Origin of the sequence: Variovorax sp. YR634, from assembly GCF_900106655.1 — a bacterium.
In the GTDB taxonomy this organism is placed as follows: Bacteria; Pseudomonadota; Gammaproteobacteria; order Burkholderiales; family Burkholderiaceae_C; genus Variovorax.
This window is the reverse complement of record NZ_FNOL01000002.1, coordinates 96223-113538: the sequence shown is the minus strand read 5'-3', so window position 1 is coordinate 113538 and position 17316 is coordinate 96223. Positions and strand designations below refer to the sequence as shown.

Below are 17316 nucleotides of genomic sequence, written 5' to 3'. Positions count from 1 at the left end.
CGTTCAGCACAGGGCCAAGGCCTCCAGGCAGGCCCGCCGGTGGGCTTCGCCCTGGGACGGCTTCACGACCCGGCCGGCCACCCGCACGCCGTAGTCCACGCCCAGCCGGTCTGACATCAGCACCCAGGCACACAAGCGCGAGATGCGGGCCTCGGTGTCCGCGAGGCCGGTGGCCTGCGCATCGAGCCAGAGTTCTTCGCGCTGGGTCTGCTGCGTGTCTCGGCTGACGAGGTCTTCCGACCCGGCTGCCTGCGCCCGCGCGGCCTTCTTCCAGACCACGAGCTTCAGCGGATCGCCGCGCCGGTAGGCCCGCACGCCGTCGTATTCGCCGGCGTTGTGCGCCCGCAGCGCGGCGGACACTGCCGCTGGCCCCGACAGGGGCTCGCCCGGCGGGAGCGGCGGCGGATGCGCTTCTGGCGTGGGGTACACCAGCATCTGCGCGGCCGGCCGCCAGACCGTCCACACGCGGAACGTGCCGAGCGGGAAGCGCGTTTCCGCCGTCAGCGGCGGCACTGGATGCAGCCCGCGCCGCTCGGGCTTGAATGCGATCTCGACGGTCGACGTGCCCTCGGCCGGCACATCGGTCCAGGCCCATTGCCCGCTGCCGCGCACGGCCATGCCGATGCCGTAGCGCACGCTGCGTCGCGTGTTGTGCAGCACCACCCGGAAGACGGCGGCGGCGCCCGCATAGTGCGCGTCGGGCGCCACCATGTGCATGGCCAGTCCGCGCAGCGTGCCGTGGCAAACGTGCATGCCCACGGCCACGCTGCCGGCGAGCAGGAAGGTCAGCAGGTAGCCCAGGTTGAGCTGGTAGTTGATCGAGGCGATCAGCAGCACCAGCAGCGTTGCCGCCAGCGTCCATCCAGCCCGCGTGGGCACGATGTAGACATTGCGCTGCGTCAGCTCCAGCGTGTCCGACGGCGGACGGCGCGACAGGAACCAGCCGTCGATGCGCGAGCGGAGGGCGCCTGCAGGGCTCACGGCAGCGGCACTGCGGCGATCATGGCGCGCACCTGCTCGACGGCGCCGCGGCCTGCGTCGCCAACCGGCGTGAGGCGGTGCGCGATCGTCTGCGGCAGCACGGCCTGCACGTCATCGGGAGCGACGTAGTTGCGGTTGGCCAGCAGCGCCTGCGCCTTGGCCGCACGCAGCACCGCAATGCCGGCGCGCGGCGACAGGCCCTGCAAAAACCAGCGGCCAGAGCGCGTGGCCGCGATAAGGTCTTGCACGTAGTTGAGCAGCGGATCGGCCGCATGCACCTGCTGCACACGCTGCTGCAGGGCGGTCAGCTCGCCGGCGGTCAGCATCGCGGGCAGGGAGGCCAGCATTTCTCGGCGGTCGACGCCCGAGAGCAGCTGGCGCTCGGCGGCGCGGTCGGGGTAGCCGAGCGAGATGCGCATCAGGAAACGGTCGAGCTGCGACTCGGGCAGCGCGAAGGTGCCGAGCTGGTCCTGCGGGTTCTGCGTGGCGATCACGAAGAAGGGCGTGGGCAGGGGGCGGGTCTCGCCTTCGACGGTGACCTGCTTTTCTTCCATCGCCTCGAGCAGCGCGCTCTGGGTCTTGGGGCTGGCGCGGTTGATTTCGTCGGCCAGCAGCACCTGCGCGAAGATCGGCCCGGGGTGGAACACGAAGGCCTGCTGGCCCCGGTCGTAGATTGCCACGCCCGACAGGTCGCCCGGCATCAGGTCGGCGGTGAATTGCACCCGGGAGAACTGCAGCCCGAAGGTATGCGACAGCGCGTGGGCGAGGGTGGTCTTGCCGACCCCCGGCACGTCCTCGATCAGCAGGTGCCCGCCCGCCAGCAGACAGGCAACGCAGTCGCGCACTTGGGCCTCTTTGCCCACGATCACCGTGTTAAGCTGAGTTAACAAAGTGGCTAGCTTTGCAGCAACGTCCATATTTGTATCCATATGCAAACGATACCGTAAGACCTGCCGGCCCCATGCCGCGTGAGGTCTAGACGTGGCGACAGAGACACATGGGCAAGACAGGCTACTTCACACATCGCGACTTCTGGAAGCACGACATGGGCGGGGGGCATCCCGAATGTCCCGGGCGCCTGGATGCCATCGAAGACCGCCTGCTGCTTACCGGCGTGGGTGACGCACTGGAGCACTGCGAGGTGCCGCTGGCCACCCTGGAGCAGCTCACCCGGGCGCACAGCACGGAGCACGTCGAGTACCTCGAGGAACTGCATCAGCGCCTGGTGGCCGACGAGCCCGCCGGCGGCCCCGACCACGCGCAGGTCGACCCCGACACGATGCTCACCCGCTTCACCCTGCTGGCCGCGCGCCGCGCCGCCGGCGCTGCGATTGCCGCGACCGACGCGGTGATTGCCGGCGATCTGGAAAACGCCTTCTGCTCGGTGCGCCCGCCCGGCCACCATGCCTGCCGCGAGCAGGCGATGGGTTTCTGCTTCTTCAACAACATCGCCATTGCCGCGCGGCACGCCATCGACGTGCACGGCCTGGAGCGCGTGGCCATCGTCGACTTCGACGTGCACCACGGCAACGGCACCGAGAACATCCTGTCGAACGACCCGAACGTGCTGATGGTCGGCTTCTTCCAGCATCCGTTCTACCCGTACAGCGGCACGGTGCACCCGGCGTCGAACATGCTGAACCTGCCGATCCCGGCCTACACCCGGGGCATGGACGTGCGTGAGCTGATCGAGGCGATCTGGATGCCGCGGCTGGAAGAATTCAAGCCGCAGATGGTCTTCATCAGCGCCGGCTTCGACGCTCACCGCGAGGACGACCTGGGTCAGTTGGGCCTCAACGAGAACGACTTCGCCTGGATCACGGGCCGCATACAGGATGTTGCCAGGCGCCATGCGAAGGGCCGTATCGTCTCGATGCTCGAAGGCGGCTACAACCTCGATGCGCTGGCGCGCAGCGTGGAAGCCCACATCCGCGTTCTCGCGGACCTGTAACGCAGCCGGCGCGAATGGCGCCCACGCTTCCGTTTTCTTTCAATAGATGAATTTCAACGATTTCACCCAACGCCTCGCCCAGGTCGATGCGCGCGGCCTCGGCATCGAGCTGGTTGCGCTGGTGGCCTGCGTGGCGCTGGCCTGGGCCGTGAGCAAATGGTTCGGCCGCGACCAGCCCAAGGACTCGATCTGGTTCGGCGAAAGCACCTTCGACGGACTGCTGTTCCCGCTGCTGGCGCTGGTGCTCACCGATCTCGCCCGGCGCGTGGTGATCGATTTTCAGACCGTGCTGGTGCTGCGCATCGCGGTGCCAGTGTTTCTGTCGCTGGCGGTCATCCGGCTGTTTGCGCGAGTGCTGCGGGCGGTGTTTCCGGCGTCCAACGTCGTGCGGCTGATCGAGCGCACAGTCTCCTGGCTGGCCTGGATCGCGGCGGTGCTCTGGATCGTCGGGCTGCTGCCGCCAGTGCTGGCCGAACTCGACCAGATCACCCTGGCCTTCGGCAAGACGCGCGTGAGCCTGCAGACGATCTTCCAGGGCGTGCTGTCGGCGGGGCTGGTGCTGGTGATCTCGCTGTGGATCTCGAGCACCATCGAAAAACGCATCCTGCGCGAGGCCGTCACCGACCTGTCGATGCGCAAGGTGGCATCGAACGCGGTGCGTGCCTTCCTGCTGCTGGTTGGGCTGCTGTTCGCGTTGTCGGCAGTGGGGGTGGACCTCACGGCGCTGTCCGTGCTGGGTGGCGCGCTCGGCGTGGGCCTTGGCTTCGGGCTGCAGAAGCTGGCGGCCAATTACGTGAGCGGTTTCGTGATCCTGCTCGAGCGCTCGATCCGCATCGGCGACAACGTGAAGGTCGACACCTTCGAGGGCCGCATCACGGACATCAAGACCCGCTACACCCTCATTCGCGCGGGCAACGGACGCGAGGCCATCGTGCCGAACGAATCGCTCATCACCAGCCGGGTGGAAAACCTGTCGCTGGCCGACCGCAAGTTCAACATCACGACCACCATCGTGGTCGGCTACGAGAGCAACGTGGCGCAGGTGCAGACCATCCTGTGCGATGCGGCCAAGGCCCAGCCGCGCGTGATGACCGACCCGGAGCCCGTGGCTTTCCTCATGAACTTCGCGCCCGACGGCCTGGAGTTCACGCTGAACTTCTGGGTGGCCGACCCCGACAAGGGCAAGGACAACCTGCGCTCGGCCATCAACATCGCCATCCTCGACGGGCTGCGCGGCGCGGGCATCGACATTCCCTATCCGCAGCGGGTGGTGCGTGTGGAGTCTTTACCGGATGGACTCGCCCAGCCGCCCAACGCTGTTTTATAATCACGGAAAAGCACGATCGTTCTTTTTTCTTGGCGCCTGCGCCGATGAGAAGAACGGAGAGGCCGCAAAGGTCGCGTCCTAGAATGACCGGCTGCCCTCGAAGCCCCCTTTTTGCAATCCAATGGAGTCAAGTCAATGAAGGTTCTTGTACCTGTCAAACGGGTCGTCGACTACAACGTGAAAGTGCGCGTCAAGAGCGACGGCACCGGAGTGGACATTGCCAACGTCAAGATGAGCATGAACCCCTTCGACGAGATCGCCGTTGAAGAAGCCGTGCGCCTGAAGGAAAAGGGCGTAGTCACCGAAGTCATCGCCGTCTCCTGCGGTGACGCCAAGTGCCAGGAAACCCTGCGCACCGCCATGGCCATCGGCGCCGACCGCGGCATCCTCGTGGAAACCCCCGAAGAACTGCAGCCCCTGGCCGTCGCCAAGCTGCTCAAGGCGCTGGTGGACAAGGAACAGCCGTCGCTCATCATCCTTGGCAAGCAGGCCATCGACGACGATGCCAACCAGACCGGCCAGATGCTGGCTGCCCTGGCTGACCTGCCCCAGGCCACCTTCGCCTCCAAGGTCGAAGTCGCTGGCGACAAAGCCACCGTCACCCGCGAAGTCGACGGCGGCCTGGAAACCATCTCCCTCACGCTGCCGGCCGTTATCACCACCGACCTGCGCCTGAACGAGCCGCGCTACGTCACCTTGCCCAACATCATGAAGGCCAAGAAGAAGCAGCTCGACGTCTTCAAGCCTGAAGACCTGGGCGTCGACGTCAAGCCGCGCCTGAAGACCCTGAAGGTGGCTGAGCCCCCGAAGCGCGGTGCCGGCATCAAGGTGCCTGACGTTGCAACGCTGGTGGACAAACTGAAGAACGAAGCGAAGGTGATCTGAACATGACCGCACTTGTTATTGCCGAACACGACCACGCGACCGTCAAGCCCGCGACCCTCAACACCGTGACTGCTGCACTCGCCTGCGGCGGCGATGTCCATGTGCTGGTGGCCGGTGCCAATGCCGCCGAAGCCGGCAAGGCCGCCGCGCAAATCGCCGGAGTCTCCAAAGTCATCGTGGCCGACAGCCCCAGCCTTGCGGAAAACCTGGCCGAGAACGTCGCAGCCCAGGTGCTGGCGATTGCATCCAACTACAGCCACATCCTGTTCCCCTCGACTGCCAACGGCAAGAACGTCGCGCCTCGCGTGGCTGCCAAGCTCGATGTGGCCCAGATCAGCGACATCACCAAGGTCGACAGCCCCGACACCTTCGAGCGCCCGATCTATGCCGGCAACGCCATTGCCACCGTGCAGAGCAGTGACGCGACCAAGGTGATCACCGTGCGTACGACCGGCTTCGACGCCGCAGCAGCCACGGGTGGCAGTGCAACCGTCGAAACCGCCGAAGGCGTCGCAGACAGCGGCAAATCGAGCTTCGTGGGCCGAGAAGTCACCAAGAGCGAACGCCCCGAGCTGACCGCAGCCAAGATCATCGTCTCGGGTGGCCGGGCCCTGGGCAGCGCCGAGAAGTTCACCGAAGTGATGGCCCCTCTGGCCGACAAGCTGAACGCGGGCCTGGGCGCCAGCCGCGCAGCCGTTGACGCAGGCTACGCCCCCAACGACTGGCAAGTGGGCCAGACCGGCAAGATTGTCGCGCCTCAGCTGTACATCGCAGCAGGCATCTCGGGTGCGATCCAGCATCTGGCCGGCATGAAGGACTCCAAGGTGATCGTGGCGATCAACAAGGACGAAGAAGCCCCGATCTTCTCGGTGGCCGACTACGGCCTCGTGGCCGACCTGTTCACGGCTGTGCCGGAACTGGTGAAGGCGCTCTGATCGCATTGCTGCACTGAGCCAGAGGGCATCGTTCGCGATGCCCTTTTCGTATCCGCTGTATCTGGAGACAAGACATGAGCTACACCGCCCCCATCAAGGACATGCTGTTCGACATCGAGCACCTGGCCAACATCGGCGAGATCGCGAAGCTGCCGGGCTTCGAAGACGCCGGCCTCGAAACCGCGCAGGCCGTCCTCGAGGAATGCGCGCGCTTCAACCAGGACGTGGTCGCGCCGCTGAACGTGGCGGGCGACCGCAATCCCTCGTCGTTCAAGGACGGCGTCGTCACCACCACGCCGGGCTTCAAGGAAGCTTTCGCGCAGTACGTGTCAGGCGGTTGGCAGGGCCTGCAGCATCCGGCGGACTTCGGCGGCCAGGGCCTGCCCAAGACCATCGGCGCGGCTTGCGGCGAGATGCTCAACTCGGCCAACATGAGCTTCGCTCTGTGCCCGCTGCTGAGCGACGGCGCCATCGAGGCGCTGCTCACGGCCGGCTCCGACGAGCTCAAGGCGGTGTACCTCGAAAAGCTTGTGAGCGGCCAGTGGACCGGCACGATGAACCTCACCGAGCCGCAGGCCGGCAGCGACCTCGCCATGGTGCGCAGCCGCGCCGAGCCGCAGCCTGACGGCACCTACAAGGTGTTCGGCACCAAGATCTTCATCACCTACGGTGAGCACGACATGGCCGAGAACATCGTGCACCTCGTGCTGGCCCGCGTGACTGGCGCGCCCGAGGGCGTGAAGGGCATCAGCCTGTTCGTGGTGCCGAAGTTCCTCGTCGGCAAGAACGGCACGCTGGGCGAACGCAACGACGTGCATTGCGTGAGCATCGAGCACAAGATGGGCATCAAGGCCTCGCCCACTGCCGTGCTGCAGTACGGTGACCACGGCGGCGCAGTGGGCTACATCGTCGGCCAGGAGAATCGCGGCCTCGAGTACATGTTCATCATGATGAACTCGGCCCGGTATGCGGTGGGCATGCAGGGCATCGCGATTGCCGAGCGGGCTTACCAGCACGCCGTGGCCTATGCAAAAGACCGCGTGCAGAGCCGCCCGGTCGATGGCTCCATCAATGCCAGCGCGCCCATCATTCATCACCCCGACGTCAAGCGCATGCTGATGACGATGCGCGCCTACACCGAAGGCTGCCGCGCAATGGCCAGCGTGGCCGCTGCCGCCTACGACGCCGCGCATCATCATCCCGACGCGGATGCGCGCAAGCAGAACCAGGCCTTCTACGAATTCATGGTGCCGCTGGTCAAGGGCTACAGCACCGAGATGAGCCTCGAAGTGGCCTCGCTCGGCGTGCAGGTGCACGGCGGCATGGGCTTCATCGAGGAGACCGGCGCGGCGCAGTACTACCGCGACGCCAAGATCCTGACGATCTACGAAGGCACCACCGCCATCCAGGCCAACGACCTCGTGGGCCGCAAGACCGCACGCGACGGTGGCCAGACCGCAAAGGCGATTGCCGCGCAGATCGAGAAGACCGAAGCCGAACTCGCCAAGAGCGACAGCCCCGCCGCGGCAGCCGTGCTCAAGCGCCTGAAGGCCGCGCGCCTTGCGTTCATCGACGTGGTCGATTTCGTGGCCGGCCAGACCAAGGCGTCGCCCAATGCGGTGTTCGCCGGCAGCGTGCCCTACCTGATGCTCGCGGGCAACCTCGTGGCAGGCTGGCAGCTCGCGCGTTCGCTGATCATTGCGCAGGACCTCGCTTCGCGCAGCTTCGACACCGACTTCATGCTGGCGAAGATTGCCACCGCGCGCTTCTATGCCGAGCACATCCTCAACAAGGTGCCGGGCATCCGCGACAGCATCGTCGACGGCGCCGAGAGCGTCACGGCGATGGCGCTCGACGCCTTCTGACGCACCGCCGCTGTCGCCCATCTGACGGGCGATGGCGGCTTCTCTCTCTTATAAAACCGAACCCATCTCCGGAGACGACATGTCCAAGCTGCCCCCCGTACTCGCGAACCTGCCGCTGCCGATCATCGGCTCGCCGCTGTTCATCATCAGCAACCCGAAGCTCGTGATTGCGCAATGCAAGGCGGGCGTGGTCGGCTCGATGCCGGCGCTCAACGCGCGCCCCGCGGCGCAGCTCGAAGAGTGGCTGATCGAGATCACCGAAGAGCTCGCGGCCTACAACAAGGCCAACCCCGACAAGCCTGCCGCCCCGTTCGCCATCAACCAGATCGTGCACAAGAGCAATGACCGGCTCGAGCACGACATGGAGATGGTCGTGAAGTACAAGGTGCCGATCGTCATCACCTCGCTGGGCGCGCGCACCGACGTGAACGATGCGGTGCACAGCTACGGCGGCGTGACGCTGCACGACATCATCAACAACAAGTTCGCGCAGAAGGCGATCGAGAAGGGCGCTGACGGCATCATCGCCGTGGCGGCCGGTGCCGGCGGCCACGCGGGCGTGAAGAGCCCGTTTGCGCTGGTGCAGGAGATTCGCCAGTGGTTCGATGGCCCCATCGCGCTGTCGGGCTCCATTGCCACCGGCGGTGCGGTGCTTGCCGCGCAGGCCATGGGCGCCGACTTTGCCTACATTGGCACGGCCTTCATCGCGACCGAGGAAGCGCGCGCGAGCGACGACTACAAGCAGGCCATCGTCGACGGTAGTTCGGACGACATCGTCTATTCGAGCCTCTTCACCGGCGTGCACGGCAACTACCTTGCGCCCAGCATCGTCAAGGCCGGCATGGACCCGGCCAACCTGCCCGAGGGCGACGTGAAGACCATGAACTTCGGCGGCGGCGAAGGCAGCAAGGCCAAGGCCTGGAAGGACATCTGGGGCTCGGGCCAGGGCATTGGCGCCGTGACCGAAGTGGCCAGCGCCGCGGCCTTCATCGAAAAGCTCAAGCGCGAATACCAGGAAGCAAGGCAACGGCTCGCGCTTTGACTGCCACTGCGAACGGCGCCGCGCCTGCTGCCGGCGCGCCGCCGTCATCGCTGGGGCGCATGCCGCTGCTCGACGCGGCGAAGGGCATCGCCTGTGCGGTGATCGTCGGACACCATCTCTCGCGCTATGGCCCGATGCCGGCAGGCGCGTACGCGCTCGCGCCTGACTTTTTCTCGTGGCTGGCCAACGAAGGCCGGCTGGCGGTGCAGGTGTTTCTCGTCATCGCCGGCTTTCTTGCGGCCGCCAGCCTTGCGCCCGACGGCATGCTGCGCGTGGAGCGGCCGGTGACGCGCATCCTGCAGCGCTATGGGCGGCTGGTCATGCCGTACCTCGCCGCGCTCACTGTGTGCGTGCTGGTCGCGGCGGTGGTGCGGCCGTGGCTCGATGAAGAGGTTGTGCCTGCGTCGCCGACCTTCGGGCAACTGGTCGCCCATGGATTGCTGCTGCAGGACCTGCTGGGCTACGAGTCGCTGTCGACGGGCGTCTGGTACGTGGCCATCGACTTCCAGCTGTTCGCGCTGGCGCTGGCACTGGTGGGCCTGCCCACGATGCTGCAGCGCTCCAGCGGCTCGCCACCGCTGAGCGCACAGGCGCGCTGGATGCCCGTGGCGCTGGTGCTCGGGCTGGCCGTGGCTTCGCTGGCGCTCTTCAATCGCAATGCCGGGCTGGACGACACAGCCTTCTATTTCTTCGGCACCTACGGTGTGGGCATGCTGGTGTTCTGGATCGGGCGCGCCACGCGGTCCAGCACCTGGCAGAGCGCGATCGCACTGCTGGCGCTGGTGGGGGCGGGCGCGCTGGCTATCGACTGGCGCAGCCGTATCGCCACGGCGCTGGTCACGGCGCTGCTGATTGCCATTGCGCAGCGCCGCAACTGGCTGTCGCCTAAGCACTGGCCTGCCGTGGCCCTGCCTTTGCTGCGGCTGGGGCGTATGTCGTACTCGCTGTTCCTGATCCACTTCCCGGTGCTGCTTGCCATGAATGCGGCGGTTGCGAATTCCGGGCCACACGGTGCGTGGTTCGACGCGGTCGGCCTCGTGGCGACCTTCGGCCTGTCGGTGGCTGCGGCGGCGCTGCTGTACCGCTGGGTGGAAGCGCGCCCGGCCTCGTGGCGAGCGGTGTTCACGCTTTTTGCTGCGCTGCTGGTTACCGGGCTAGTCGTTTCTCATTAAGGACAGGGGCGCCCGCGCAGGCGCACTGGCCGAATCTTCCTGAACCCGGTTGCGCTCGAGCGCCGGAGCGTGCAGTCTGCGGGCTCGTCAGCCGCTCGCATCTTCGGTATGATTGTGGAGATTTCAGTAATTACTGAAAATACACGAAGCCAAGGAATGACCAAGCACTCGCCATCCCGATCGCCGCTGCGGGCTTTCGCGTCGCCTGACGTCGGCGGGGTGGTGCAGGGCGCCGCGGCGCTGTTCTGGCTGCCGCAGGCGGCGCTGCTGGCGATGGCGGTGCAGGGACTGGCTTCCGGGCGCGGTTTCGCTGCAGTGATCTGGCCCGCCGGCGCGATCCTGCTGCTTGGGCTGCTGCGGGCGGGTTGCGAGGCCTGGGGCGCTCGCCGGACCTTTACCCGTGCACGTGCACAACTCACGGCGCTGCGCGAGCAAACGGCCACGTCGCTGGCCGGTAGCTCGCCGCTGGACCGCAGCCGCGCGCCTTCCGGCCTCGCAGCCAGCGTGCTCGCCGAGCAGGCCGAGGCTCTGGTGCCGTACCTCGTGCGCTACCAACCCGCGCGTTGGCGCGCGACGGTGGTGCCGATCTTCATCCTGTGCGCGGTGGCCGCCTTTTCATGGGTGGCCGCGCTGGTGCTGCTGTTCGCGGCGCCGCTCATTCCGGTCTTCATGGCCATCGTCGGCTGGCGCGCCAAGGCTGCGAGCGAAGCGCAGATGGTGGAGATGGGCGGCATGAACGCCTTCCTGCTCGACCGGCTTCGCGGGCTGGCGACACTGCGTGCGCTCGATGCGGTGGAGACCACGGCGCAGCGGCTGGGCGATGCAGCGCACTCCCTGCGCCGGCGGACGATGGCGGTGCTGCGCATCGCGTTTCTCTCGTCAGCCGTGCTGGAGCTTTTCTCGGCGCTGGGCGTGGCGATGGTGGCCGCGTACGTCGGCTTTCACCTGCTGGGCTCGCTCGGCTTCGGCGCTTGGGGCCGGACGCTGAGTCTGGGCGAGGGGCTGTTCGTGCTGTTGCTGGCGCCGGCGTTCTTCGAGCCCCTGCGAGAGCTGTCGGCGGTCTGGCATGACCGGGCTGCAGGTGAAGCGGCGCTGGAGGCACTCGACCGCTTGCAGCGCAACGACCTGCCGCTGCCCGGCGCGAACGCCTCGCTGATGCGCGCCGCGACGGGCGTGCCAGTCGGCGCGCCGACCATCGTCATCCACAACCTGCATTTCTCCTGGCCCGGCGAGCAGCACGAGGTCTTCGAAGGCTACGAGCTTCGCATCGCGGCAGGTGAACACATTGCGCTGATGGGCCCCAGCGGCTCTGGCAAGACTGCATTGCTCTCAATACTCGCAGGCCTCGTGCCCGCCACGCGCGGCGAGATCTCGATCGGCGGCGTGGCGCTCACGGACCACACCGTGGCGGCGCTGCGCCAGCGCATGACGTGGATGGGCCAGGCGCCGCACGTCTTCGCCGGCTCGGTTGAAACCAACGTCGCATTGGGGCGCGTGGGCGTGGACACCCCACAGGTCGCCGAAGCCATGCGCTTCGCATCGCTTGAAGCCGTGACGCAGGCGCATCCCGGTGTGACGCTAGGCGAGGGTGGCCATGGCCTGTCTGGTGGAGAAGCCGTGCGACTTGCCCTCGCGCGCGTCGCGGTGCACCCGCACGCCGATCTGCTGCTGGTAGACGAACCAACGGCGCACCTCGACACCGAAACCGCTGAGCGCGTCGCCGACGCTCTGGTGGCACTGGCGCGCGGCAAGACCCTCGTCGTCGCCACGCACGACCCGGTGCTGGCGGCTCGCATGGACCGCGCGGTGAACCTCGGCGCAGAAGCGCTGGAGAAGGCCGCATGAAGGCGACGCCAATCCACGCCACGAATTGGCGCGATCTGCGCCTGGTCCTGCGCCCCTTCCTTGCCGCGCAGCCACGTCCTCTTCTGCTCGGCTGCCTGCTCGCCGCAGTCACCGTGCTCGCGGGGATGGCGCTACTCGGCCTCTCGGGCTGGTTCATCACCGCGACCGCATTGGCCGGCCTGCACGCGGCCACCGCCTTCACCTTCGACGTGTTCATGCCCTCCGCCGGCATCCGCCTGCTGGCACTCGGTCGTACGGCATCGCGCTATGGCGAACGCCTCGTGACGCACGACGCGACCTTCGCCGTGCTCGCAGCGCTGCGCGTTCGCCTGTTCCGCGGTTGGGCAAAGGCCGAGGCGGCGCGCGAGTTGCTGATGCGCCCGGCCCGCCTGCTGTTTCGTTTGACGGCGGACATCGACGCGCTGGAATCGCTCTACCTTCGCCTGCTCGTGCCAGCCGCCGCAGCGCTCGGCGCGGCATTGCTGGCCGGCGTGGTGCTCGGCTTCATGCATGTCGCCATGGGCCTCGCGCTGATGCTCTGGCTCGTGACCGTCGGCTGGGGCATCGCGTTCGTCGTCGCAAGGCGAGCCCGCCGGCCGGCCGTGCAGCGGGCGCATGCCGTCGAGGCGCTGCGCGCACGCGCAGTCGATCTCGTGGCGGGGCAGACCGATCTGGTGATGGCCGGCCGCATCGGCGCGCAGCGCCAGGCGTTGATGAACGCCGACATGCATCTCGCAAAGGCCGACCTGGCATTGAACAAGCTCGAAGCGGCGGCCGGCTTCGCCTATGGCAGCGCGGGCGCCCTGACCCTCGTCGGCGTGCTGCTTGCCGTCGGCCTGCTGGTGGGCGAGGGCGTCATCGGCCCGCCGGCGGCGGCACTGGCGCTGCTGGTGGCGCTCACTGCCACCGAGCCCTTCGCGGCCTTGCGCCGCGGTGCGCTCGATGCGGGCCGCACGTGGCTGGCGGTGCGGCGTCTTGCACCGCGCATGAGCGAGGAGTCCGCCTCAACCTCAACGGCGAACGAACCAGATGCGACGCTCGCATTGCAACTGAAGCGCGTCACCGTGGTCCACGATGGCAGCCGCACACCCGTCCTGAGCGACGCGACATTGACCCTGAACGCAGGCGAGCGCGTCGCATTGATCGGCGCAAGCGGCGCAGGCAAGTCGACGCTGCTCGCCGCCATTGCAGGCGAAATCACGCCGCAGTCCGGCAGCAAGAGCGCACAGCCCGCATGCCTTCTGACCCAACGCACCGAACTCTTCCAGGACAGCCTGCGCGACAACCTCCGCCTCGCCGCGCCCAACGCCACCGACGACCAACTGCACGCCGTACTGCACGCGGCAGGCCTCGAAGACGAAGTGCGCGCATTGGCCACAGGCCTCGACACCCGACTCGGCGAAGGCGGCCTGGGCCTCTCCGGCGGCCAGTCGCGCCGCCTTGCGCTGGCCCGCCTGCTGCTGCGCCCGGTGCCCCTCTGGCTGCTCGACGAACCCACCGAAGCGCTCGACGCCGCCACCGCACACGACGTGCTGCAACGCCTCGCCCGACACGCAGGCCCACGCACCTTGCTGATCGCCACTCACCTGCGCCGCGAAGCCGCGCTCGCCGACCGCCTCGTGTGCATGCGCCAGGGCTGCATCGTCGCCGACCTGCGGCGCGGCACTGAAGCCTTCGACGCCGCACTGCGCAGCCTGCGCCCCGACTGAACACTTACAAAGAAAAAACAGGCAACCCAAAAGGAAGAACCCCCATGGACCTCGACATCGTCGCGCTATCGCGCCTGCAGTTCGCCGTCACGGCGCTGTACCACTTCCTGTTCGTGCCGCTGACGCTCGGGCTTTCGATCATCCTCGCCATCATGGAGACGGTCTACGTGATGACCGGCCGCGTGATCTGGCGCGACATGACGAAATTCTGGGGCGTGCTGTTCGGCATCAACTTCGCGATGGGCGTGGCCACCGGCATCGTGATGGAGTTCCAGTTCGGCATGAACTGGAGCTACTACAGCCACTACGTCGGCGACATCTTCGGCGCGCCGCTGGCCATCGAGGGGCTGATGGCCTTCTTCATGGAGGCCACCTTCGTCGGGCTGTTCTTCTTCGGCTGGGACAAGCTCTCCAAGGTGGGCCACCTGATCTCGACATGGGCCGTGGCCATCGGCTCCAACTTCTCGGCGCTGTGGATCCTCATTGCCAACGGCTGGATGCAGAACCCCGTGGGCGCGGCCTTCAACCCGCAGACCATGCGCATGGAAGTGACCGACTTCTTCGCGGTGCTGACCAACCCGGTGGCGCAGGCCAAGTTCGTGCACACCGTGTCGGCGGGGTACGTGTGCGCCGCCGTGTTCGTGCTGGGCGTGTCGGCCTGGTATGTGCTCAAGGGCCGTCACCTCGAACTGGCCAAGCGCTCGATGACGGTCGCGGCCTCGTTCGGCCTGGCCGCCGCGCTGTCGGTGGCCGTGCTCGGCGACGAGAGCGGCTATCTCTCGGGCGAGCACCAGAAGATGAAGCTGGCCGCCATCGAAGCCATGTGGGAAACGCAACCCGCGCCTGCCGCCTTCACCGTCATCGGCTTCCCTGACCAGGAGGCGCGCGAGACGCATTACGCCATCCACATCCCCGCGGTGATGGGCCTGATCGGCACGCGCTCGCTCAACACAGTGATGCCCGGCATCGACGAGCTCGTGAAGCGCGCTGAAGCCCGCATCCGAGAAGGCCTCAAGGCGTACGACGCGCTGCAGAAGATCCGCGAGGCAGGCGGCACCGGCAAGGTGACGCAGGGCGTGCGCGGGGACTTCGAGGACAACGGCATCAACATGGGCTACGCGCTGCTGCTCAAGCGCTACGTGGACGATCCGCGCACAGCGACGGACGAGCAGATCACCAAGGCCGCATGGGACACCGTGCCGCAGGTGGCGCCGCTGTTCTGGCTGTTCCGCGTGATGGTGGGCATCGGCATGCTGCTGATCCTGCTGACGGGCACCTTCTTCGTGCTCTCCGCCCGCCGCAAGCTCGACAGCTACCGCTGGCTGCTGAAGCTCGCCGTGTTCGCGATCCCGCTGCCGTGGATCGCCATCGAGTCGGGCTGGCTGGTGGCGGAGTTCGGCCGCCAGCCGTGGGTGATCGAAGGCGTGCTGCCGACAGCTGTAGCTGTGTCGAACCTCGGCGTGAAGACGCTGCTGCTCACGCTCGCTGGCTTCATCGCGATCTACACCACGCTGCTCATCATCGAGATGAAGCTGATGCTCAAGGCCATCCGCAAGGGGCCCGAAGCCGAGCATGCGCCGGACGAGGGCGACACGCTCTCGCACATTCCGCCGGCCCACGCAGGCGCGGCCATTCCTTCTCCTTCCACCGGGAGCGCAGCATGATCCTCCACACACTCCTTGACTACGACACCCTGCGCATCATCTGGTGGCTGCTGATCGGCGTGCTGCTGGTGGGCTTCGCCGTGACCGACGGCTTCGACCTGGGCAGCGGCATGCTGCTGCCCTTTGCCGCGCGCAACGACATCGAACGCCGCGTCGTCATCAACAGCGTGGGCCCGGTGTGGGAAGGCAACCAGGTGTGGCTGATCCTCGGCGGCGGCGCGATCTTCGCGGCGTGGCCGCAGTTGTACGCCGTGTCTTTCTCGGGCTTCTACCTTGCGATGTTCGTGATTCTCACGGCGCTGATCCTGCGGCCCGTGGCCTTCAAGTTCCGCAGCAAGCGCGAGTCGCCGCAGTGGCGCGCGCGCTGGGACTGGGTGCTGTTCTTCAGCGGCTTCGTGCCAGCGCTGATCTGCGGCGTGGCCGTGGGCAACGTGCTGCAGGGTGTGCCGTTCCGCTTCAGTGCCGACATGCACATCTTCTACGACGGCAGTTTCTTCGGCCTGCTGAATCCGTTCGCGATCCTGTGCGGGCTGGTGTCGGTGGCAATGCTCGTGATGCACGGCGCGGCATGGCTGCTGCTGAAGACTGCCGGGCCGGTGGCCGAGCGCGCTCGCACCTACGGCATGGTCGCCGCCGTGCTCACCATCGCGCTGTACGCACTGGCCGGTGTGCTGCTGGCAACGAGCATCGGCGGCTACCGCATCAGCAGCGTGGTCGATGCGGTGGGGCCGTCGAACCCGATGCTGAAGACAGTCGAGCTGCACGCCGGCGCATGGACCGTCAACTACGCGGCGCACTCGTGGACGCTCGCTGCACCGGCGGCTGGCTTCGTCGGCGCGCTGGGTGCTTTGCTCGGGCTCGCGCTGCGCCGCCCGGTGCTCGCGCTGCTGACCGCGGCGCTCGGCATCGCCGGCATCATCCTCAGCGTGGGAGCGTCGATGTTCCCGTTCATCCTGCCGTCGTCGATCGATCCGCGCGCCAGCCTCACGGTGTGGGACTCGTCGTCGAGCCACCTCACGCTGTTCATCATGCTGGTGGTCACGGCCTTCTTCATTCCGCTGATCGTGGCCTACACCAGCTGGGTCTATCACGTGCTGTGGGGCAAGGTCGACGAGCAGGCCATCCGCGACGAGAGCGGCCACGCCTACTGAACGAACAGAGGAGAAAAAAGATGTGGTACTTCGCCTGGATCCTCGGCCTGCCGCTGGCAGCCGCTTTCGCCGTACTCAATGCGATGTGGTACGAACTCATGGACGACGAGGCCGTGCGCAAGGCCAAGCTCGGAACGCCCGAGCCGCCGGCGGGGCAGGAGCGGCTCTAGAGGCTCCAGGCCTATTCGGCGGCCTTCTTCTTCGACGCTGCGCCGCCGGTGATGCGGTCCTTGAGCGTCAGCACCTTCGTCACGGTCGCGCCCATGCCCATGAGCTTCATGGCGGTCTCGGGCGCGAGCCGCTGCACATCGTCGAACCACTTCATCAGCCGGTCGATCAGGTCGTGCATTTCGCGCATGCGCTCCTGCGCGTGACGCTCGGCGTCGCTCGTGGGCGATTCGAGCAGGGCGTTGCGCAGCATCGAGAGCGTGGGCTCGATCTCGCGGCGGCGGCGCTCCTCGGCCAGCACGCGAAAGATTTCCCACACGTCCGAAGGCGCCTCGAAGTATTCGCGCCGGTCGCCCGGGTGATGCCGCAGGTGCACCAGTCGCCAGGCCTGCAGTTCCTTCAGGCCCATGCTGACGTTCGAGCGCGAGAACTCGAGCAGCTCGGCGATCTCGTCGGCGTTGAGCGCGCGCTCCGACAAAAAGATCAGCGCGTAGATCTGCCCGACGGTGCGGTTGATGCCCCACTTGCTGCCCATCTCGCCGAAATGGGCGACGAACTGGCGGTTGAGGGGAGGGAGATCGGAGGAAGTTGCCATGCGCCGGATTGTCGCGCGGATGGCTG

15 protein-coding genes are annotated in these 17316 nt (G+C 67.0%); 12 read left to right on the top strand and 3 right to left on the bottom strand.

Going from position 1 to position 17316, the window contains the following annotated elements; genetic code table 11:
• Positions 1-3: 3 nt before the first annotated feature.
• On the bottom strand, positions 4-981 hold the full coding sequence (locus tag BLV60_RS04695; protein WP_093050743.1) for a DUF58 domain-containing protein: 978 nt from the start codon (positions 979-981) through the stop codon (positions 4-6).
• On the bottom strand, positions 978-1898 hold the full coding sequence (locus BLV60_RS04690; RefSeq protein WP_093050740.1) for an AAA family ATPase: 921 nt from the start codon (positions 1896-1898) through the stop codon (positions 978-980). Before BLV60_RS04690 ends, BLV60_RS04695 begins: the two co-directional genes overlap by 4 nt.
• Positions 1899-1978: 80 nt before the next feature.
• On the opposite strand from BLV60_RS04690, the gene BLV60_RS04685 reads away from it, so the two are divergent.
• The 12 genes from BLV60_RS04685 (at position 1979) to cydX (ending at position 16697) form a co-directional block, all read left to right on the top strand.
• Positions 1979-2932 (top strand): histone deacetylase family protein, encoded by a 954-nt coding sequence (locus BLV60_RS04685; protein WP_093050737.1) that lies wholly within the window; start codon positions 1979-1981, stop codon positions 2930-2932.
• Between the two features lie 46 nt (positions 2933-2978).
• Positions 2979-4259 (top strand): mechanosensitive ion channel family protein, encoded by a 1281-nt coding sequence (locus tag BLV60_RS04680; protein WP_093050734.1) that lies wholly within the window; start codon positions 2979-2981, stop codon positions 4257-4259.
• A 135-nt stretch (positions 4260-4394) separates the two neighbouring features.
• The gene (locus tag BLV60_RS04675) at positions 4395-5144 is read left to right on the top strand and encodes an electron transfer flavoprotein subunit beta/FixA family protein (protein ID WP_093050731.1); all 750 of its coding nucleotides are present in this window, start codon (positions 4395-4397) and stop codon (positions 5142-5144) included.
• A 2-nt stretch (positions 5145-5146) separates the two neighbouring features.
• A complete protein-coding gene (locus tag BLV60_RS04670; RefSeq protein WP_093050728.1) occupies positions 5147-6079 on the top strand; it encodes an electron transfer flavoprotein subunit alpha/FixB family protein in 933 nt (310 codons plus the stop codon).
• A 74-nt stretch (positions 6080-6153) separates the two neighbouring features.
• The gene (locus tag BLV60_RS04665; RefSeq protein ID WP_093050725.1) at positions 6154-7944 is read left to right on the top strand and encodes an acyl-CoA dehydrogenase; all 1791 of its coding nucleotides are present in this window, start codon (positions 6154-6156) and stop codon (positions 7942-7944) included.
• Between the two features lie 79 nt (positions 7945-8023).
• Entirely contained in the window at positions 8024-8986 is a 963-nt protein-coding gene (locus tag BLV60_RS04660; RefSeq protein WP_093050722.1) for an NAD(P)H-dependent flavin oxidoreductase, read from the top strand.
• 59 nt (positions 8987-9045) lie between these two features.
• The gene (locus BLV60_RS04655) at positions 9046-10158 is read left to right on the top strand and encodes an acyltransferase family protein (protein ID WP_093050719.1); all 1113 of its coding nucleotides are present in this window, start codon (positions 9046-9048) and stop codon (positions 10156-10158) included.
• A gap of 156 nt (positions 10159-10314) precedes the next feature.
• The gene (gene cydD, locus BLV60_RS04650; protein WP_093050716.1) at positions 10315-12003 is read left to right on the top strand and encodes a thiol reductant ABC exporter subunit CydD; all 1689 of its coding nucleotides are present in this window, start codon (positions 10315-10317) and stop codon (positions 12001-12003) included.
• A complete protein-coding gene (cydC, locus tag BLV60_RS04645; protein WP_093050713.1) occupies positions 12000-13712 on the top strand; it encodes a thiol reductant ABC exporter subunit CydC in 1713 nt (570 codons plus the stop codon). Before cydD ends, cydC begins: the two co-directional genes overlap by 4 nt.
• Before the next feature lie 44 nt (positions 13713-13756).
• Positions 13757-15376, top strand: coding sequence for a cytochrome ubiquinol oxidase subunit I (locus tag BLV60_RS04640; protein ID WP_093050710.1), 1620 nt, complete (start codon positions 13757-13759; stop codon positions 15374-15376).
• Positions 15373-16527 (top strand): cytochrome d ubiquinol oxidase subunit II, encoded by a 1155-nt coding sequence (gene cydB / locus BLV60_RS04635; RefSeq protein WP_093050707.1) that lies wholly within the window; start codon positions 15373-15375, stop codon positions 16525-16527. The genes BLV60_RS04640 and cydB overlap by 4 nt, the downstream gene beginning before the upstream one ends.
• Before the next feature lie 20 nt (positions 16528-16547).
• Positions 16548-16697, top strand: a complete 150-nt coding sequence (gene cydX, locus BLV60_RS04630) for a cytochrome bd-I oxidase subunit CydX (protein ID WP_093050704.1) — start codon at positions 16548-16550, stop codon at positions 16695-16697.
• An 11-nt stretch (positions 16698-16708) separates the two neighbouring features.
• On the opposite strand, the gene BLV60_RS04625 is transcribed toward cydX, so the two are convergent.
• A complete protein-coding gene (locus BLV60_RS04625) occupies positions 16709-17290 on the bottom strand; it encodes a GbsR/MarR family transcriptional regulator (RefSeq protein WP_093050701.1) in 582 nt (193 codons plus the stop codon).
• Between the last annotated feature and the right edge of the window lie 26 nt (positions 17291-17316).